Here is a 20,356-nt window from a genome sequence, read left to right on the forward strand (position 1 = left end):
GAACCGATCACACCAGCAATCCCACCAGCAATAGCAATGAGAACATCCCAAATGGTTGGAGAGGTTCGTGCGATCAATTCGCTACTTGCATAAGATAAGGGAGAAATCCAGAAATATAGAGTCGAGACAAGCAAACTGACCAATACTTGAGTAAATAAAACCTGTAGAGATTGCTTGATTAAACGCGTATCAAAAATAGCTAAACCAAATCCCAGTCCAATAATCGGTGTCATAAGAGGGGAAATCAGCATGGCTCCAATAATGACAGCTGTTGAATTCATATTTAGACCTATCGAGGCAATAAAAATCGAACACATCAAAATCACTGTATCTCTTAATCGAACATGAAGGTCATCATATAGTTTCTCGCGGAATTCACGTGTTGAATAGTTTCCGGACATTGGTTACTCCTTTTATTTCATATAATCTTGTTTCTGCATGGATGATGGTAGAGAGACTTCTGTCCAAACTGACATGTTTTTAATTCTTACCTGTGATTCTTTTGAACATTATCTTTTAAATATCCATCAGTCCATCCTGCATATTATATCAAAAAATTTACAGTCTTTCTCTGAAGAAATCAATTAATTTAAAAGATAGAGAAAGGAAGAAATTTTTGTATCCTTATCCGAAGAAGAAAAACGTTATCTCCTCTGAAAGTAGATACCGTTTTAATGTTTAAACAGGATGAGTTTGTAGCAGCAATCCTAGCTGATATCGCCAACAAATCACGTATTGAGAAATAATGAAAAAATAAAAAGATTGAGGATAAAACAATCTAAAAAACCTTCCTTAGGTGAGTAAGAACGTCAGCGAACTTCTATGAAGTTCCAAAACTCCCGAGTGAGAGTGGGACAGAAATCCTAGCCTCTCAATTATCTTTGGATTGTCGAGCAAGACGCAGTGGTTGAGTGGGCTCTACTACGTTGATTTCATCAGCTTTTACAGCCCTACTCAACTGTGCGGAGGTGGGACGACGAAATCGAATTCTAACGAATGACCGATTTCTGTCCCACTCTCATTTTTCTCACGACGGAAAGTTTTCTAAATATGATTTATTAGCTATAGCAAGTAGGAAATTAACTTTTTTTAGAATCACTCAAGTGATTTTATCTTCTACATATCATTCGTTTTTTCTGAGATTGAGATTTTAACATCTCGGTCTTTTTTCCCTTTCTTATTGGAAAGTCCAGCAATTGAGACTCCACATTTCTTCATAAGTTTGATATAATAAGAAGATAGAGATTGATAAGGAAAAGTAGCATTAGAAACAGGTATGTAAGATGAAAAAAATATTAGTAGTTGATGATGAAAAACCAATTTCAGATATTATCAAATTTAACATGGCAAAAGAAGGCTATGAGGTATTGACAGCCTTTGATGGTCGGGAAGCTTTAGAGGTCTTTGCGGCTGAAAATCCGGATATTATTATTCTAGATTTGATGTTGCCAGAGATTGATGGCTTGGAAGTAGCGCGTACGATTCGTAAGACTAGCAATGTGCCGATCATTGTCCTATCTGCTAAGGATACGGAATTTGATAAGGTCATCGGGCTTGAAATCGGGGCGGATGACTATGTAACCAAACCCTTCTCGAATCGGGAATTGCAAGCGCGTGTGAAAGCCCTGTTGCGTCGTTCTGAGTTTGCGGCTGATCCTCAGCTTGAAAATGATGCCGATACGGAAATTGTCATTGGTGATCTTCACATTCTTCCAGATGCCTTCTTGGTTCAAAAAGGCAACAAAGAATTGGACTTGACCCATCGCGAATTTGAATTGCTCTATCACCTTGCGACCCATGTCGGTCAAGTGATGACCCGTGAGCACCTTCTTGAGACGGTGTGGGGCTATGATTACTTTGGTGATGTTCGGACAGTGGACGTGACGGTTCGTCGGTTGCGTGAAAAAATCGAGGACACACCGGGACGTCCAGAATATATCTTGACCCGCCGTGGTGTCGGATATTATATGAGAAACAATGATTGATCAACTAAAACAATTTGTAATGTCGTCGAACTTTGTCTTTGTTCTGATTACGGTTGGGTTTATCATTGTGGTAGCCTTGCTTTTGCTAGAAAACCGTAGGGACAATATCAAGCTCAGACAATTAAACGCCAAAATTAAGGATCTGATTGCAGGAGACTACTCCGAAGTGGTCGACATGCAAGGAAGTCCAGAACTGACGGATATGACCAATAGTATCAATGATCTGTCTGAGGTTATTCGCCTGACGCATGAAAACTTGGAACAAGAAACCAAGCGTTTGACCAGTATCCTTTCTTACATGACAGACGGGGTGCTTGCGACCAACAGACGCGGTCAGATTATCATGGTCAATGAAATGGCAGCCAAGCAATTGAATGTTAATCCGGATGAGGTGCTCAATACCAGTATTCTGGATTTGCTTTCGCTTGGAGATGACTATGATCTGAGAAGCTTGATTACAGAAGTACCAGAGTTGACCATTGACTCCCAGGATGAAAATGGGGAATACTTAAGTCTTCGTGTGCGCTTTGCCTTGATTCGTCGCGAGTCAGGTTTTATCTCTGGTCTGGTAGCTGTCTTGCACGATACGACAGAGCAGGACAAGGAAGAGCGGGAGCGTCGCCTCTTTGTTTCCAATGTGAGTCATGAATTACGGACTCCTTTGACCAGTGTGAAATCCTATCTGGAAGCCCTAGACGATGGTGCTTTGTCAGAGCCAGTAGCACCAGATTTTGTCAAGGTTTCACTCAATGAAACCAACCGCATGATGCGCATGGTCACAGATCTATTGAGCTTGTCACGAATCGACAATGAAACTAGTCAGTTGGACATCGAGTTGACCAACTTTACGGCCTTTATCACCTTTATTTTGAACCGCTTTGATAAGATCAAGAGTCAATCGCAAGAAGATACTAAGAAGTATGAACTGATTCGGGAATATCCGATCACCCCGATCTGGGTTGAAATTGATACGGATAAAATGACCCAGGTAATCGACAATATCTTGAACAATGCCATCAAATACTCACCCGATGGTGGGAAAATCAAGGTAGGGATGAAAACAACAGATGCCCAGTTGATTATCTCTATCTCAGATGAGGGCTTGGGAATTCCCAAGAAAGACTTGCCACGCATTTTTGATCGCTTTTACCGAGTGGATAAGGCGCGTAGCCGGGCCCAAGGCGGGACTGGTCTGGGCTTAGCCATTGCTAAGGAGATCATTAAGCAGCACAAAGGCTTTATTTGGGCCAAGAGTGAATATGGTAAGGGATCTACCTTTACCATTGTCTTGCCGTACGACAAAGATGCGATTAAAGACGACTGGGATACAGAAGAGGAAGAATAAGGAGTCAATGACAGAAGAGGGATTTAAGTACAGTATTTTAGCTTCAGGTTCTAGTGGAAATTCTTTCTACCTTGAGACACCAAAGAAAAAACTGCTCATTGATGCAGGTCTATCAGGGAAAAAGATTACGGGACTATTGGCTGAAATTGATCGCAAACCAGAAGATTTAGATGCCATTCTGATTACGCACGAACACTCAGACCATATCCATGGTGTGGGTGTTTTAGCGCGAAAATATGGCATGGATCTATATGCTAATGAAGCAACTTGGAAGGCTATGGAAGGCACCAAGTATCTTGGCAAGGTCGATGATGCTCAAAAGCACATTTTTGAAATGGGGAAGACCAAGACATTTGGCGATATCGATATCGAAAGTTTTGGGGTCAGTCACGATGCTGCTGCCCCTCAATTCTATCGCTTTATGAAGGATGGCAAGAGCTTCGTCATGCTAACGGATACGGGCTATGTGAGTGATCGCTTGGCAGGTATCGTCGCGGATGCGGATGGCTATCTGATTGAGTCCAACCATGATGTAGAGATCCTTCGAGCAGGTTCGTATGCTTGGCGCTTGAAGCAGCGGATCTTGTCAGACCTAGGCCACCTTTCTAACGAAGACGGTGCAGATGCCATGATCCGAACCTTGGGAAATCGTACCAAGAAAATTTATCTGGGACATTTGTCAAAAGAGAACAATATCAAAGAATTGGCTCATATGACCATGGAGAATCAACTGGCTCGAGCAGATCTAGCTGTCGGCCATGATTTTGAGGTGCTAGATACCTCGCCAGATACTGCAACTCCATTGACGAAGATATAAGATAGAAAACCACCTGCGGGTGGTTTTTTGATTTCTGATTAAAATCCCTTCATCTAGTGATGAATTTGCTCTTTACCCTAAATTTGTGTATGATAAGAGTACTTTATCTCAAGAATAAATTAATGGAGAAATGTTAATTGTGAAAACATATATCGGTTATTTGGAATCGAAATGGATTTATTTTGATGAAGAAAACGAAGTATTTCAATATAATGATCAAAAAAATACTTCCAATTGGATAATGGTTGCTGCTCCACTTGCAGTCTTTCTTTTGAAAGGAATTGCAAGTGTCTTAAATTCAGCCTTTGGGGGATTACCGTATACGATTAATATCAGTATTGCAATGATTGGAACTCTAATAGTTTTCGGAATGTTGATGATAGCGAAGGCGAGAAAAAAAGATCCGAGAATTGATTGGAAAACAGTTGTTTTGAAGGAAAAAGATCTCAAAACACTCAGAGCAAAGGTGCTTGCAATTTTAATTATGAAGATTCTTTTTGCTTTTTTAGGGATTTTTTTCTTGGCTACTTATATTAGAGAAACTGATTTTTTGTGTCTGATGATCTACCTTCTTACTTTTGCTTGTGTGATGCATTTTCATCAGGAAATTAAGACAAGAAAGATTATTAAACTATTGAAGCGTCAAACGGAATCATCCGGACAATAATTCCATCGAAATATGTTTTATTGCAATAGAATGAGAGCATTGCATCTTTGCTGATAGATTTAATGAACGATGAACGGAGTGAAGGAATTTTGGATGGTCAATGATTTATAAAATCCTTTGATTAATTGACATGTAAAGAATAGTATGGAACCAATCTGAATGGTAGTCAGATATTATTCAATCACTAGAAAGGAAAAATAGAAATGAAAAAGTTGATGAGATCAAAATTAGTCCAAGTTTTATTTCTTGTAATTGTTATCACAGGAGGTGTTCTTGCATATAGAGCTTATCATAAGCATGAACTAACCCAGTTTGTCATGTGGAGCCCGAGAGCAAAAATGATGGATTATGAATTTATTGCTAATCATAAAGCGGTAGCAATTAGCTGGGATAACGAAGCTGAATTAAAGGAAGCGAAAGAGGCTAAGAAATATGATCCTCGTATTGACATCAGAAACAATAGAATTGAGATGCATGGTGAACGTTTTATTATTCGGCAGAGTTACAAATTGAAGTCGGCAGCATATAAGTACTGGTTAAGTGAAAATGATAAAGTTCCTTATTTAAAGAGTAATATCCCTGAAAAAGGAGAATACTGGTTATTAGATGTTTACGATACAAAAGACAATACGATTAAACAAAAAACTTATGATGTGTTTAAGATGGTGAGGGAATATAATAGAAATTATGTTCCAATTAATGTTGCGGATTCCCCAAAATTGTTACAATCTGAAGAAGGAAAAACTTATTTGCCTATAAAGATGGCAGTGAATAGTAAACCAAACTCAAAAACTTTTATTGGTATCATAGATATAGAAACGGGGAAAATTATTTCTAAAACATCATCTGGAAAAACAGGTAAGGACTTTTATGATGTAAATCAAAAAGCATGGCAAAATAAAGAAGGTCTTGAGGATATACTCGATCAAAACGATAAACTTTCAAACAAACATTTTAATTTTGTATGGTCAGCGTTTTGGTTTACTAAAAAAGCTCAAACAGATTCTTTAGCAAGCAAGTATCCAAAAGTATATGATATATTGAGTAAAGGTTCGCTATCTGAATTGTATTTCCTTGGAAAAGAAGATGTTCGTTTAAAAATCTCTTTTTTGAAATTGGTTGTTCCAAAAGATACCAATATTTTTAAGAACCTAACTATTCCTGCAACTAGTTCGAAAGATGGAAAAGAACATATCGTTCAAAGTGAAGAAGAGTTCTTAGAGTATTACCAATCAAATTTTGGGGAGAAATAAATGTCAACTAAAATGCTACTGTTTTGGCTCTCAACTCTAGTTATCTTTTTAGCCTTAGTTTTTTTGAGTGGTACTTATTTTTATCTTTATTTCCGTGATAAAAAGATGGTTCGGCTTGCTACATCATCGATCAAAGGAACCGTTGTGGGCTATAATAGCTTTCGGGCAGGGAATCCTCCGATTGTGGAATACACGGTAAATGGCGTGGCTTATAAAAAATCTTTTCGTTATTTTCTGGTAAAAACGATCTCGACTCCACGGGGACCTAGAAATGTGCCAAACATCTATACTAGAGAAGATATGTTAGCCAATTCAATTACCTTTTATCGAAATTCATTTGTTTCTTTTAATACAGCCCTTCAGACCCAATTTCCAATATGCTCTTCAATGACGGTTTGGTATGATCCTGAAAAACCAAGTAGAGCTTATGTGGAGCGTTATTGTGGTGTGAATCGCTATTATAAATGGGCAGGAATCCTTTATGGAATCTTGCTTCTTCTAGTCTATGCTGTTGTGTTAGTTGCTTTTTTTAAAAATTGAGAAATGAATAGCAAAAGATAGTGAGTCAACTAGGGCTTGGTTTTGAATTTCTAAAAGGGAAAGGAATCTTGAGGCGATCCATAAAACGGAAGGAGTATTGATTTGTCGAAATTAATGTATAAAACAACTTTAATAATGATATCCTTGATAGCAGTAATTGGTTGTGGTAAAAAAGAAAAAAATTCCAAAATATCAGATGATACTGGAAACTCTAAAGAATTTTTCATTTACAATCCCCAAGCAGAGGTCAAAAATTTTGAATTTATCAATGATCATAATGGGATTGTCGTAGAGTGGGATTTTAATAAAAAGGAAAAAGAAGAGTCGCATTCTGCCACAACAAATGCTAGCTGGGTGACTGTAAATTCAGATTATTTGGTTAGACAAAGAGCAAAAGTGAGACATTCAAGCGTGACCAAAAAGATGAAGTCAGATGAATACTTTTATCTTGATATTTATAATTTAGGTAATCAAAAAGCCAGCAAGAAAGAAGTTAATATTTGGCAGAAATTAGTTGACTATTTAGGCGAGGATGATTTTGATTTGATCGGTTATTTATCGACTCTTAGAAAATTTGAGAGTAACGATTATGCAGTGCTAACTGTAAATAGCGAAAAAAATTACCGGTATTTTCTATTGAATTTAAAAACTCTGAAAATTGAAGGTGAAAAAACAAAAGAAGAACTAAAAGAGAACGGAAGAATTGCTCTTGAGTTAGATTCCAATAAAGCTTTTTCAGCAGGAGTTAAACAGCTTGGAAATAGTTTTTGGAAAGCAGATACTTACATAGGAAATATCAATCTAAAAAATAAAAACCTGTCTGCTTTTAACTTATTTTCAAAGAAAGATAGTTTTGCTTATAAAGTGATAAACTCAGAAAATGGAATGATTACAAATGGGAAGGAATTACTGGATCTTGAGTCAGAATTTATTCCTGTTGGAAAATCTGTCTATGAGGATCTCTATATACCATCAAAATGGAGTATTAACGGGAAAGATCAAAAGATAGTTTCCTATGATCAGATTCAGGAGTATTATAATGGAGAAATTGAAAAGAGATCACTCATCTCATAAAATTTATACTAGCTCCTAAATATTTGAATCAAGTGACAGTTGTTCTATATAGACGATTTTAATTTAAAGTAAGATGCAGTTTTGAGAGAATGGTATGATTCTAAAACGCATCATGAAAAGGAGAAGAAAATGCGCCTTGTTTATCTTACGATTGGTTTTATATCATTGGGACTAGGAATTATTGGGATTCCTTTGCCAATTTTACCGACGACTCCCTTTTTACTGCTATCGATGGCCTGCTTTGCTAATAGTTCCAAACGCTTTGAAACTTGGCTCTACCAAACCAAGCTTTATCAAACCTATGTAGCGGATTACCGAGAGACCAAATCGATTGCCAAAGAACGGAAGAAATGGATCCTTCTTCAGATCTACATTCTGATGGGGATTTCGATCTATCTGGCACCGATTATTTGGGTGAAGCTTGCTCTAGGGGCTTTGACGATTTTTATCACCTATTATCTCTTAAAAGTGATCCCTAATAAGCCCGAAAATCCAACAGAAGAAAATCCTGATTAAAATTGGAGAATTCAGGCCCTAGAACTAGGAAAAGAAGTGCGTTCGTGCTTCTTTTTTGTATAAAAATAAAAACCCTTGTGTATCAAGAGCTTTCGTGTAATGAATACGTTTTTGACTACGCTTCGGGAAATTTTAATAAGCGATCTACTTTAGGATTTTTAGTTTTCTATAAAAGGATCAACTCTTAAATATGATTAAAGTATATTTAAGAGTTAATCCATCTTTTATTAAATATCTCTTATTGTGATATGTATCTATTATATCATTGTTCTAACTCAGTTATCTTTTCTAACATTTCTTGTATATCCTTTTGCGTCTTGAAAGGATTATTTTTTATTTTCTTAACAAAGAGAATGAGTGTGATAATCAAAAAAATACAAGCGATAACAGGGTTGATGGTAAAGTATAAAAGGCTACAAAATGCAGATAATCCTACAGGAAAATACCAAGAAGAAGCTGGATATACCTTTGCCCCTCTATATGTATAAAGACCACGATTTGTTCGTTGGTAATTTATATTTCCTTTCTTAACACTGCTGAAAGCATCCACAGTAGTTTTGTTATATACCTTATTGTATATTGCACGTTTAGGATCTTTAATAAGGCCTGTCCCTTTTTGGCCGTATGTTGGAATGATTGCTCGTTTAACCTGTCTCTTTAATTTCGATGTTGTCCGAGCTTTTAAACTCTTTGAAAGACTGGGTTTTCTAACTCCTATTTTCATAGTAATACTCCTTATTATTATTTCAATCCCAAACTTTTTTGTTTTAATTATATCAAATAACGAAAGGGAATGAAATAATAACGAGGTAAAGAAATAAAATTCACTATAAGAAGTGGGTATTAAGTTGGTAAGATATAGAAATGCGCCAGTTGAAGAAAGTTAAAATTCATGGAGTAAATTTACAAAACGTGGTATTCAACTTATTGGATCGATATCCAAACACACCTAAAACATAGTGAATCAACTAACCGTATCTAATGGATATCTAATGGTAATCGTATTAAAATTTTGGTATACTTAAGAGTATGAATTTATTAGAAAGTAGGCTTCCTATGGAGAAATTACAAGCCCTGTTATCGGAACGGTTTCAGATCGTTTTTTCAGATACCAGTTTATTAGATACAGCTTTTACGCACACCTCTTATGCCAATGAGCACCGCCTCTTAAAAATTTCACATAACGAACGTTTGGAATTTTTAGGAGACGCTGTTCTTCAATTAGTTATTTCCGAATATTTGTACAAGGAACACCCAAACAGACCGGAGGGAGATTTGTCCAAATTCCGTTCTATGATTGTCCGTGAAGAGAGTTTGGCTGGCTTTTCTCGGGATTGCCAATTTGACCATTTCATCAAACTGGGCAAGGGCGAAGAAAAATCTGGTGGTCGGGACCGCGATACGATTCTTGGCGATTTATTTGAAGCCTTTTTAGGTGCTCTTTTACTAGATCAAGGAGTGGAAGCAGTTAAACGCTTCATCTATCAGGTCATGATTCCAAAGGTTGAAACGGGTCAATTTTCTCAAGTCATTGACTACAAGACCCGTCTGCAAGAACTGTTACAGGTTCACGGAGATGTGGAGATCCAATACCAAGTGGTTAGCGAGTCCGGTCCAGCTCATGCCAAAGAGTTTGAAGTAGAAGTGTTCGTGAACGGTCAAACGATGGGACATGGTCATGGTCGTTCCAAGAAGTTAGCGGAGCAGGAAGCAGCCCGCAATGCAGTTGAAACGAGGAATGATGGGCCATGTATCTAAAAGAGATTGAAATCCAAGGCTTTAAATCCTTTGCGGATAAGACAAAAGTCGTATTTGACAAAGGGGTCACTGCCGTTGTAGGGCCTAATGGATCTGGAAAATCAAATATCACGGAGAGCTTGCGCTGGGCCCTGGGGGAATCTAGTGTCAAGAGTTTACGTGGGGGCAAGATGCCCGATGTTATCTTTGCAGGGACAGAATCGCGAAAACCGCTGAATTATGCTTGTGTCACAGTTGTCTTAGATAACCAGGATGGTTTTATCCAACAAGCGGGGAAAGAAATTCGTGTCGAACGGCATATTTATCGTTCAGGAGACAGCGAGTACAAGATCGACGGCAAGAAAGTACGTCTCAGAGATGTGCATGATTTGTTCATGGATACGGGATTGGGACGTGACTCCTTCTCTATTATTTCCCAAGGAAGGGTAGAGGAGATCTTTAACTCCAAACCGGAAGAACGCCGGGCCATCTTTGAAGAAGCTGCTGGTGTCTTGAAATTTAAGACGCGGCGTAAGGAAACTGAGACCAAACTCAACCAAACCCAGGAGAATTTGGACCGTCTGGAGGATATCCTCTATGAATTAGAAGGACAAATCCAACCTCTTGAAAAGCAAGCGACTGTCGCTCGCCGTTTCTTGGAATTAGACCAAGAACGGCAGGTTCTCTTGCTGGATGTTTTAGTTGCTCAAGTCGATTTGACAAAGGACCTTTATGAAAAGGCTGATCAAGAAGAAAAGGCCATTCAAGAACAGTTGGCTTCTTATTACCAACGTCGTCAGGTCTTAGAAGAAGATAATGTACGTATCAAGAAAGCCCGCCATCAGTTGGATGAGAGTTTAGCTGAGGACCAGGCCAGCTTACTTGAGGTCACTCGTTTGATCAGTGATTTGGAAAAGCAAATCGAAGTAGCTAAGTTGCAATCGAGTCAAGCAGCCCATAGTCGTAGGGAAAATCTTGAGCGTCTGGATGCTATTTTGGCCCGTCTGGAAGAAGCGAAAAATGAGCTGGCTCAAAAACAAGAGACGCTAGCTGTGCTTCAACAAAGACTGACAGAGAACCGTCAGCAACAAGAAGAGTTGGAAAAAGAATTAGCCAACTACGAAGAAGATCCGGAACAAGTCATTGAGCATCTACGAGAGCAGTATGTCGCGCTTTTGCAGATGGAGGCTGAAAAATCGAATGAGCGAACAGCCATTGAGAGTCGGATCCAAGCACTCCTGCAAGAATCTAGCCATCGTCAAGAGGATTTGACCAAGGCACAAACAAACTTTGAAACTGCCAAGGAAAAAGAAGTCCGACAATTGGAAGAATTGGATCAGGCACAAGCGACGGTCAAAGGTTTACTAGTAGAATATCAAGAGCAATTGGTAAAAGTGGAGCAGGCCAAAGCTGCCTACCAAGAGGCTCAAGCTGCCATGTTTGACTTGATGGATGAGAGCAAAAACAAACGGGCGCGGATCAATAGCTTGGAAGCCATTCAGAAGAACCATAGTAACTTCTATGCAGGCGTCAAGAGCGTCTTACAAGAAGCAGAACGTCTAGGAGGCATCTGTGGGGCTGTTAGTGAGAATTTGAGCTTCTCAAAAGACTACCAGACAGCGCTTGAAATTGCTCTGGGAGCTAGCAGCCAACAGATCATTGTCGAGGATGAAAAGGCTGCAACTCGAGCGATCGATTTCTTGAAACGCAATCGCTTGGGACGGGCAACTTTCCTTCCACTAACGACCATCAAAGCTCGTCAACTATCCCCTCGGAATCTGGAATTGATTCAAGCCAGTGCAGGATTTTTAGGAATTGCGAGTGACTTAGTGACCTATGAGCATCGTTTTGAACAGATTTTCCAAAACCTGCTTGGCGTAACGGCCATCTTTGATACGACGGAGCATGCGCGTGAGGCGGCCCGTAAAGTCAACTATCAAGTTCGGATGGTGACCTTGGATGGTACTGAATTGCGGACCGGAGGATCATATGCCGGTGGTGCCAACCGTTCCCAAAATACGGTCTTTGTCAAACCAGAATTAGATAGTTTGAAACAGGAAATGCAAGCTCTGGATGCTCGTTTGAGAGAAGCTGAGCAGGAGGTAGAGACCAAGGACAATCTGCTCAAGCAGGCGCAAGAATACCTGGCTTCCATTCAAAGCCAAGGTGAGCAAGCGCGCCTGGAGCAACAGAGGGCCCAATTGGCTTACCAACAAAGCCAAGAACAACTGCAAGAAATTCAGGAACTCTTGGAAGCTTTGAAGTCAGAATTGGCAACAGATGCGACCCAAACTCTCCAAGAAGAGCTGGAGTCCCTTACTGAGCAATTGGCAGAAATTGAGCTTCATAAAGAAAACTTGAACCGCGACATTGAAACCATGAAGTCGGACAAAGATGTTCTGCAACAAAAGGTACAAAACCTGCAAGAGCAATTGGCAGAATTGCGACTCCAACAGACGGAATATAAGAGCCAACAAAGCTACGAACAAACAGATGCTCGTCGCTTGGAAGAAACGATCTCTCAGTTGGAAGTAGAAGAGCATCAGTTGCAATTACTGATTGAACAAGGCGATGCCCAAGTTCAGACAGTGGATGTGGAGCAGCTAGCCAATCAATTGGCACAGGCGCAAGCCAAGAAGACAGATTTGGAACAAGGAGTCATTCGGAAACGTTTTGAGCTGGATGATTTGGAAGGCCAGGCCGAAGATGTGGCAGAACAGATGGAACAAGCGCGCAAGAAAAACGAAGAGTGGATTCGTCAACAAGCCAAGGCTGAAGCGACACGTGAAAAGCATGCAGACCACTTGAACAAGCTCTTAACACAAATTATCGATGAATTCATGCAAAGCTTTGACCAAGCCAAAGAACAGGCCAAACCTGTTGAAAATCTTGCGGCAGCTGAAGACCAGCTCAAGAGCATCGAAAAAGACATTAAGGCACTTGGTCCAGTCAATGTGGATGCGATTGAGCAATACGATGAAGTGAAGGGACGCTTTGATTTCCTTTCTAGCCAGCGGGAGGATGTCTTGGCTGCGAAAAACATGCTTCTGTCGACCATCAACGACATGAATGACGAAGTCAAGGAACGCTTTAAATCAACCTTTGAAGCCATTCGTGAATCCTTTAAAGTCACTTTCCGTCAAATGTTTGGTGGGGGTTCTGCTGATTTGATTCTGACAGAGCAGGATCTTCTGACAGCTGGGGTTGAGATTTCTGTGCAGCCACCTGGTAAAAAGATCCAATCCTTAAACCTCATGAGTGGTGGAGAAAAAGCCTTGTCAGCCTTGGCTCTCTTGTTCTCGATCATTCGTGTCAAGACCATTCCATTTGTCATTCTGGATGAGGTAGAGGCTGCCCTGGATGAGGCCAATGTCAAGCGTTTTGGAGACTACCTCAACCGCTTTGATAAGGAAAGCCAATTTATTGTCGTGACGCACCGGAAGGGAACCATGTCAGCTGCAGATTCCATCTATGGAGTGACCATGCAGGAATCTGGGGTTTCTAAAATCGTCTCAGTAAAATTGAAAGACTTAGAAAATGAAGAATAATGATATCAAATTAATCGCTACGGACATGGATGGAACCTTTTTAAATGACCAACATCAGTACGATCAAGACCTTTTACGCAAAGTGTTAGCAAGCTGCAAAGAAAAAGGCATCTATTTTGCTGCTGCAAGTGGCCGTGCCCTCCTTTCTCTCAAATCTCTCTTTAAAGGATTTGAGGACCAGATGATTTTCATTGCTGAAAATGGTAGTGTGGTAGAATTTCATGGAGAAGATCTCTACGAAGCGACCATGTCTAAAGACTTTTATTTGGGTGTTTTTGAGGTTTTGAAATCCTCTCCTTATGCAGACCCGAATAAACTGCTTTTGACTGGGAAAAAAGGGAGCTATGTATTAGAAACAGTAGATCCCGACTATCTGGCCTTGAGTCAGCACTACAATGAAAACATTCAAAAAGTGCAAAACCTAGCAGATATTCAGGATGAAATCTTCAAATTGACCACCAACTTTGATGCAGCTCTAGTACTTGAAGGTGAGCAATGGGTCACTGAGAACATCCCCGGTGTCAAAGCGATGACGACAGGTTTTGAATCGATTGATATTGTCCTCGATTATGTCGATAAGGGAGTGGCCATTACCGCCTTAGCGGATAAACTAGGGATCTCGATGGATCAGGTGATGGCTTTCGGGGATAACTTAAATGACCTCCATATGATGCAAGTCGTGGGTCATCCTGTAGCGCCAGAAAATGCACGTCCTGAAATCTTAGCGATTGCTGAAAAAGTCATCGGCCACCATGCGACTGGTTCTGTCCTACGCTACATGGAGGAAATTGTATGAGTCAGATTTCCTTGATTGCGCTGGATTTAGATGGGACCCTTCTCAATTCAGAAAAAAAGATCTCCCCTCGCAATAGAGCAGCCCTCGCTGCTGCACAGGCCCAAGGTGTCAAGGTGGTTCTAACCACTGGTCGGCCCCTGAAAGCCATGGATTTTCTTTTGGAAGAATTGGGAACAGCAAGCCTCAAAGAAGAGTATACGATTACCTTCAATGGTGGCTTAGTGCAGCGAAATAATGGAGAGATTCTCTCAAAGGTTGTCTTGGCACCAGAAGATGTCGCAACCATTCATGATGAAACAGCCCGTCTAGGCCTTCCGCTGGATGCTATCAGTGAGGGAACGGTTTATGAGATTCATGCAGATCGAAAGTCTCTCTATTCCCTTTACAATCCCTACCTGAACTTTATTGAAACTGATTTTAAAGACCTGCCATCCACGATTTCCTACAACAAGTGTGTGACAGCAGTCGATCAAGACTTTTTAGATGCAGCGATCAAGCAGATCAAGCCGGACTTATTTCAAGACTATGAAATTTTTAAATCTCGGGAAATGTTGCTGGAATGGTGCCCTAAAAATGTTCACAAGGCGACAGGTTTAGAGGCACTGGCAGCTATTTTGGGCCTTAAGGCAGATCAAGTCATGGCCTGTGGAGATGAAGCCAATGACCTGTCTATGATCCAGTGGGCTGGACTAGGGGTTGCCATGGGCAATGCGATTCCAGCAGTGAAGGAAGTTGCAGCGCTTGTGGCCCCTGTGACCAATGACCAAGATGCTGTCGCATGGGCGATTGAAAATTATGTGCTAAAGGAGAGTGAATAAATGGGATTATTTGATCGTTTATTTGGAAAAAAAGAAGAAACTGAAAAAGTGCTTCCGTCTTCGGAAGAAGTGACGGAAAGTACTGAGGTTGAAGAAACTGTCAAAGAGGAGCCGGCGGCTACCTTAAATGACAAGGAAGAGCAAAAAATCGCTGATATGGAGGCTTATTACCAAGAGCTCAAAGCGCGAATTGCAGCCACTCATCAACCTATTTCAACCGTTGCTCAAGAAGAGCCGGCAGAGGAACCTCTTGTTGAAGAAATAGTGACTTCAGAGACTCATGAAGACCAAGCAGCAGGAGAGGAGTCTCCGGTTGTCTTTGAATCCGCTCAAACAGAAACAAGTTCTGAAGAAGTTTCACCTGTAGCTGATGAAACGGAAACTGAGCCTCTTAAAGAAGCAGATGAGATTGATGTTATAAAACTGGAAGAAGAGTCACCATCACCGGACGCTGAGCCAGTAGAAGTGAGCACGACAGAAGAGAATATTCCAGAACCGGAAGCATCAGAAGCGATCGCTGAAGTAGAGGAAACTTCAGAAGTAGCGGAAGCCGAGTCTAGCTTTCCTGAAGGACAAGCTGCATCAGCTATGGAGGAAAGAACTGTTGAAGAGGCAGAAGAGCCAATTCCAGACGAGATTGAGCCTCAGCAAGAAACCATTCAGGAAAAATACGATCGTAGCTTGAAAAAGACACGAACTGGATTTGGAGCACGTCTCAATGCCTTCTTTGCCAATTTCCGTTCAGTCGATGAAGAATTCTTTGAAGAATTGGAAGAACTCTTGATCATGAGTGACGTTGGGGTTCAAGTGGCCTCTAATTTAACCAAAGAGTTGCGCTATGAAGCCCGTTTGGAAAATGCCAAAAAACCAGATGCTCTCAAGCGCGTGATCATCGAAAAATTGGTGGACTTGTATGAAAAGGATGGCCAATTTAATGAAGCTATTCGTTTTCAAGACGGTCTTACGGTCATGCTCTTTGTTGGGGTCAATGGAGTTGGTAAAACAACCTCTATCGGGAAGTTAGCCCACCGCTACAAACAAGAAGGCAAGAAAGTCATGTTGGTTGCAGCAGATACTTTCCGTGCAGGAGCAGTAGCTCAACTGGCAGAATGGGGACGCCGCGTAGATGTTCCAGTTGTGACAGGTCCTGAAAAATCAGATCCTGCTAGTGTCGTCTTTGATGGAATGGAACATGCGATCGCTGAAAACATTGATGTTCTGATGATTGATACAGCTGGTCGTCTGCAAAACAAGGACAACCTCATGGCGGAGCTGGAAAAAATCGGTCGCATTATCAAGCGTGTGGTACCTGATGCACCGCATGAAACCTTGCTGGCCCTTGATGCATCGACTGGTCAAAATGCCTTGGTGCAAGCCAAAGAATTTTCAAAAATTACGCCTGTGACAGGAATTGTATTGACCAAGATCGATGGAACGGCTCGAGGTGGGGTCGTCCTTGCGATCCGTGAAGAGTTGGACATCCCAGTGAAGTTGATTGGATTCGGAGAAAAGATTGATGACATCGGACCATTCCATTCAGAAAACTTCATGAGAGGCCTCTTGGAAGGCTTGATTTAAGAGTCGAATAGAAAAAGACAAATTGTTGGAAGAACAATTTGTCTTTTTGTTTCCTTGCGCTATCAAAAAAACCACCCGAAGGTGGCTTTCCTTAATTCTTAGGTTCAGGTTTCCAAACCCATTCAGCTCCGTATTCTGCAAGGAGATCATCGGATGCAGTTGGTCCCATGGATCCTGACTTGTATTCATAGAGCGGAGCTCCATTTTCAGCCCATAGTTTTTCAATCCGGTCAATCAATTGCCATGAAGCACGAACCTCGTGCCAGTGGCTGTAATTGGTTGAGTCATTGTTTAAAACGTCAAAAATTAATTTTTCATAAGGCTCTGGTGAAGCTCCAGTTGCGGTCGCATCTGTTTCGTAGTCAAAGGAAATTGGTGCGATACTGAATTTTTCTCCGACCTCTTTTCCGTTGATGCCCAATGAGAAGCCTTCATTTGGTTGGATATAAATGGTCAAGACATTTGGTTGCAAACTATGTCTAAAGATGGAGTCGGTTTGCTTGAAGACCACATTGACCATGGTTCCTTTTTGCGTCAAGCGTTTTCCAGTACGGAAGAAGAAAGGCACACCGCGGAAGCGATCGCTATCAACAAAGAATGCACCAGAAGCATAGGTTTCTGTAGTAGATTCAGGGTCGACATTGGGCTCACTACGATAAGAGATATCTTTTTTCCCTTCGATCGTACCTGAATGGTATTGACCACGGATAAAGAATTTCTTCAGTTCCTCATCTGTTGGATTGTGCAATTGCTCAAAAACTTTAACTTTTTCTGCCCGAATCGCATCCTTGGTAAAGGTAGCTGGTTTATCCATGGCAAGCAATGACAAAAGCTGAAGGGTATGGTTTTGCACCATATCTCGAAGGGCCCCCGAGTGATCGTAGTAGCCACCGCGTTCTTCAACTCCTAAGCGTTCAGCAAAAGTAATTTGGATATTGTCAATAAAATCTCGGTTCCAAAGATTATCAAAAATAAGATTTCCAAAACGAATGGCAAAGATATTTTGGATCATTTCTTTTCCAAGGTAATGGTCGATCCGGAAGATTTGTTCTTCATCAAAGGTTTCTTCCAATTCCTTGTTGAGCTGACTAGCTGTTTCCAGGTCTGTACCGAAAGGTTTTTCAACGATCAAGCGCTCAAAGCCTTGCCCATCCACAATGCCTTCTGATTTGAGGTGTTTGGCAATGGTTCCAAAAAATTGAGGAGCCATGGACAAGAAGAAGACCTTGTTGTGTTCCGTTTGGTATTTTTCATCCAAGCTGTTTTGTAATTCGCGCAGGGCGATGTAATGTTCGGTATCATTGACATCGTGGCTTTGGTAGTAGAAATGACTAGCGAATTCTTGAGCTTGTTGAGGGCTATCGGCCAGATCTGTAATGGATTCTACCACGACTGATTCAAAGTATTCCTTGCTCCATGGTCTGCGGGCTGTTCCGATAACCGCAAAGTTTTCAGATAGATTTCCTGATTTATAGAGTCTAAAAAGGGATGGGTAGAGTTTGCGCTTGGCTAAATCTCCACTGGCCCCGAAAATGGTTACAATAACTTTTGAAGACATTTAAGTACCTATTTCCTATTTTATTAACCATATTTTACCATAAAATCTACAAGATTTCTTTGATGGAATCGTTGTTCCGAATATTTTCCGCTGGATGAGAGGATTTGAGAGGAAAGCATAGAAAAAGCTAGAATCAATGTAGATTCTAGCTTCAATTGCTATAAGCTGTTTGGATCGACCACCGAAGAAACTTGGTAACTCCATCAGAATACGCGGTAGACATATGGATTATCCGGTTTTGTAATAGTCTGGCAATCACTAATGTGGAGGACAGGCAAGCTTTGCTTGAGCTGCTTGTGGTATTCAATGGACAAGGTTCCTTTCGCATGGATCCAAGTGTTGTTTTCGAAATGCTGCGGAGCACCCGTCGTTAAGAGACCGTAGACTCCGGAATCTGCGATACAGTGGATGATCCCAAAGCGAAAGAGAAATTGGCTATCCTTGTTATTGGGGTCATTGTATACAAAGCCGATCAGCTCGATTGTCTTTCCTGCAAATTGGTCAGGATAATCATAAATCACTTCCATGACTTCCATGTAATTCTCAGTGGTCACCTGGATCACTTTTTTATCCACATATTTCTTTGCCGCCTGCTTCATTTCTGACTCATAGGCAGATTTGGTAAAATAGCTACTAGTATCTGGTTTGAGATACTGGGTTGTTGTCCCTTCGTCCTGCTGGATTTCCTTGGAAGATCCAGCCGCAACTGGGAAGTGGTAGCCTTTGGCAGAAACTGTTTGGGAATCCAGTGTCACTGTAGGGAAAAATAGCCCGACAAACAAAGGAATACAGAGCAAGAAAATACTCGCCACTTTTGCCCAGAAGCCAGAGAGATGACTGTGGATCTTCATCTGCTTGACCCAGATGATCAGCTGCACAAGAGCTAAAACAAAGGACAAGAACATGGAAATATAAGCCAAGTAAGAATAGTGTAAGTTGATGTATTGATTGAGCTTACCAGATAATTGTAGGTACATGGTGAGCTCAAAATAGCCAGCTAATATCAAGAAACGAATCATAGCACTACCCCCACAAACCAAGCATAAAGGAGCACGACTCCACTCACAATTCCGATAAATTGCCAGATAAAACGGGTCTTGAGATAATTTTTCATCATGAGGAGATTTTTGACATCAAGCATAGGCCCAATCACCAGAAAGGCAAGAACAGGCGCTACTCCAAAACTTGTTAGAAGAGAGGATCCAACAAAGGCGTCCGCCTCGCTACAAAGTGAGAGGAGAAAGGATAAGACCATGAGAAGGAGAATAGCAATAACCGGTGTCGCACTGATCGAAGTGAGGATCCGTGTTGGGACATAGACTTGGACGATGCTGGCAAAGAGACAACCAAATACCAAGTAGCGTCCCGTATCAAAGAATTCATCAATGGCTTGCACTAAGACTTGGAAAAGCTTTTGACCTTTGCTCAAGTCCCTAAAATCATGTTCATGTACAGCCTTACGATGTTCTTTTTGGATCGAATCTGTCTGAATAAAACCAAGAAAGATTCCTAGCACTGTTGCGACCAGTAGGGAACCAAGGGCGCGGTAGAGGGCCATCTTGACAGAATTCCCAAAGGCTGAGTAGGTCGCAAAGAGAACGATAGGATTGATGACCGGTGCTGTCACCAGAAAGGGAACAGCAGTATAACTTGGAACTTTCTTTTCTAGAAAGCGATTGATAATGGGGACAATTCCACATTCACAGGAAGGAAAGATAAAGCCGATAAAGGTCCCAAAGAAGATCCGCCCAAATTTATTCTTGGGAAGAAAGCGGTAGACCCTCTCGGGGGTGATATAGACCTCAATAATCCCTGAAATGATACTTCCGATTAGGACAAACGGTAGGGCTTCGATAATAATCGAGAGAAAAATAGCCCCAGCCTGCAAGACGCTAGAGGGAAGGTGTTGAAAGAATGTCATTACTTAACCTTCTTTGCTTCTTTAGTTGTAGCAGTTTCTGCCTTCTTTTTTTCTTCAGGAAATTCTACTTTCTTTTCTACATCCGGAAAACTCGCAAAATTTTCAAACATTTTATCAAGATCATCTGTTTTTGAGAATTTAATAGCCATTGTTGGGCCTCCTTTTTATTTTCTTTCATTATAACAAAAAGGAAAGAGCAAGGG

General features: G+C 40.9%; 19 protein-coding genes. 13 read left to right on the forward strand and 6 right to left on the reverse strand.

Annotation, left to right across the window (positions count from 1 at the left end):
- Positions 1-401, reverse strand: a 401-nt coding sequence (locus tag M1G14_RS07225) for a DUF389 domain-containing protein (protein WP_247926456.1), incomplete at its 3' end; no start/stop codon positions are given.
- A gap of 882 nt (positions 402-1,283) precedes the next feature.
- Between M1G14_RS07225 and yycF the strand changes: the two genes are divergently transcribed.
- The 8 genes from yycF to M1G14_RS07265 all read left to right on the forward strand — a co-directional run bounded on the left by yycF (position 1,284) and on the right by M1G14_RS07265 (position 8,197).
- A complete protein-coding gene (gene yycF, locus M1G14_RS07230; protein ID WP_024054739.1) occupies positions 1,284-1,985 on the forward strand; it encodes a response regulator YycF in 702 nt (233 codons plus the stop codon).
- Complete coding sequence (gene vicK, locus M1G14_RS07235) at positions 1,978-3,330, forward strand: cell wall metabolism sensor histidine kinase VicK (RefSeq protein WP_061591303.1); 1,353 nt, start codon at positions 1,978-1,980, stop codon at positions 3,328-3,330. Before yycF ends, vicK begins: the two co-directional genes overlap by 8 nt.
- A 7-nt stretch (positions 3,331-3,337) precedes the next feature.
- Positions 3,338-4,147 (forward strand): MBL fold metallo-hydrolase, encoded by an 810-nt coding sequence (locus tag M1G14_RS07240; RefSeq protein ID WP_023918725.1) that lies wholly within the window; start codon positions 3,338-3,340, stop codon positions 4,145-4,147.
- A gap of 139 nt (positions 4,148-4,286) precedes the next feature.
- Complete coding sequence (locus M1G14_RS07245) at positions 4,287-4,814, forward strand: hypothetical protein (RefSeq protein WP_155720539.1); 528 nt, start codon at positions 4,287-4,289, stop codon at positions 4,812-4,814.
- A 203-nt stretch (positions 4,815-5,017) separates the two neighbouring features.
- Positions 5,018-6,067, forward strand: coding sequence for a hypothetical protein (locus tag M1G14_RS07250; RefSeq protein ID WP_247926457.1), 1,050 nt, complete (start codon positions 5,018-5,020; stop codon positions 6,065-6,067).
- A complete protein-coding gene (locus M1G14_RS07255) occupies positions 6,068-6,607 on the forward strand; it encodes a DUF3592 domain-containing protein (RefSeq protein ID WP_061591306.1) in 540 nt (179 codons plus the stop codon).
- Positions 6,608-6,709: 102 nt separating this feature from the next.
- Complete coding sequence (locus tag M1G14_RS07260) at positions 6,710-7,681, forward strand: hypothetical protein (protein ID WP_247926458.1); 972 nt, start codon at positions 6,710-6,712, stop codon at positions 7,679-7,681.
- 129 nt (positions 7,682-7,810) lie between these two features.
- Entirely contained in the window at positions 7,811-8,197 is a 387-nt protein-coding gene (locus M1G14_RS07265) for a YbaN family protein (RefSeq protein ID WP_247926459.1), read from the forward strand.
- Positions 8,198-8,459: 262 nt separating this feature from the next.
- Here M1G14_RS07265 and M1G14_RS07270 read toward each other — a convergent pair whose 3' ends face one another.
- Complete coding sequence (locus M1G14_RS07270; RefSeq protein ID WP_024054733.1) at positions 8,460-8,921, reverse strand: hypothetical protein; 462 nt, start codon at positions 8,919-8,921, stop codon at positions 8,460-8,462.
- 332 nt (positions 8,922-9,253) lie between these two features.
- Between M1G14_RS07270 and rnc the strand changes: the two genes are divergently transcribed.
- The 5 genes from rnc to ftsY are packed head-to-tail and all read left to right on the forward strand — an operon-like array spanning position 9,254 to position 16,674.
- Positions 9,254-9,955 (forward strand): ribonuclease III, encoded by a 702-nt coding sequence (gene rnc / locus M1G14_RS07275; protein ID WP_049483702.1) that lies wholly within the window; start codon positions 9,254-9,256, stop codon positions 9,953-9,955.
- A complete protein-coding gene (gene smc, locus M1G14_RS07280; protein ID WP_070845996.1) occupies positions 9,946-13,482 on the forward strand; it encodes a chromosome segregation protein SMC in 3,537 nt (1,178 codons plus the stop codon). Before rnc ends, smc begins: the two co-directional genes overlap by 10 nt.
- A complete protein-coding gene (locus M1G14_RS07285; RefSeq protein ID WP_070845998.1) occupies positions 13,472-14,278 on the forward strand; it encodes a Cof-type HAD-IIB family hydrolase in 807 nt (268 codons plus the stop codon). The genes smc and M1G14_RS07285 overlap by 11 nt, the downstream gene beginning before the upstream one ends.
- Positions 14,275-15,096 carry a Cof-type HAD-IIB family hydrolase gene (locus M1G14_RS07290; RefSeq protein ID WP_247926460.1) on the forward strand — a complete coding sequence of 274 codons (822 nt, stop codon included), beginning with the start codon at positions 14,275-14,277 and terminating at the stop codon, positions 15,094-15,096. Before M1G14_RS07285 ends, M1G14_RS07290 begins: the two co-directional genes overlap by 4 nt.
- Positions 15,097-16,674 carry a signal recognition particle-docking protein FtsY gene (gene ftsY / locus M1G14_RS07295; protein ID WP_247926462.1) on the forward strand — a complete coding sequence of 526 codons (1,578 nt, stop codon included), beginning with the start codon at positions 15,097-15,099 and terminating at the stop codon, positions 16,672-16,674. It abuts the gene before it with no gap.
- A 91-nt stretch (positions 16,675-16,765) separates the two neighbouring features.
- Here the strand turns inward: ftsY and zwf are convergent, their stop codons facing one another.
- The 4 genes from zwf to M1G14_RS07315 form a co-directional block, all read right to left on the reverse strand.
- Entirely contained in the window at positions 16,766-18,232 is a 1,467-nt protein-coding gene (gene zwf / locus M1G14_RS07300; protein WP_247926463.1) for a glucose-6-phosphate dehydrogenase, read from the reverse strand.
- A gap of 203 nt (positions 18,233-18,435) precedes the next feature.
- Complete coding sequence (locus M1G14_RS07305) at positions 18,436-19,251, reverse strand: TIGR03943 family putative permease subunit (protein ID WP_247926464.1); 816 nt, start codon at positions 19,249-19,251, stop codon at positions 18,436-18,438.
- A complete protein-coding gene (locus M1G14_RS07310; protein WP_247926465.1) occupies positions 19,248-20,153 on the reverse strand; it encodes a permease in 906 nt (301 codons plus the stop codon). The genes M1G14_RS07305 and M1G14_RS07310 overlap by 4 nt, the downstream gene beginning before the upstream one ends.
- Positions 20,153-20,302: an SPJ_0845 family protein gene (locus M1G14_RS07315; RefSeq protein ID WP_023918704.1), complete on the reverse strand. Its 150-nt coding sequence runs from the start codon at positions 20,300-20,302 to the stop codon at positions 20,153-20,155. The genes M1G14_RS07310 and M1G14_RS07315 overlap by 1 nt, the downstream gene beginning before the upstream one ends.
- Positions 20,303-20,356: the final 54 nt, after the last annotated feature.

Source organism: Streptococcus parasanguinis (assembly GCF_023109675.1).
Lineage (GTDB): Bacteria > Bacillota > Bacilli > Lactobacillales > Streptococcaceae > Streptococcus > Streptococcus parasanguinis_I.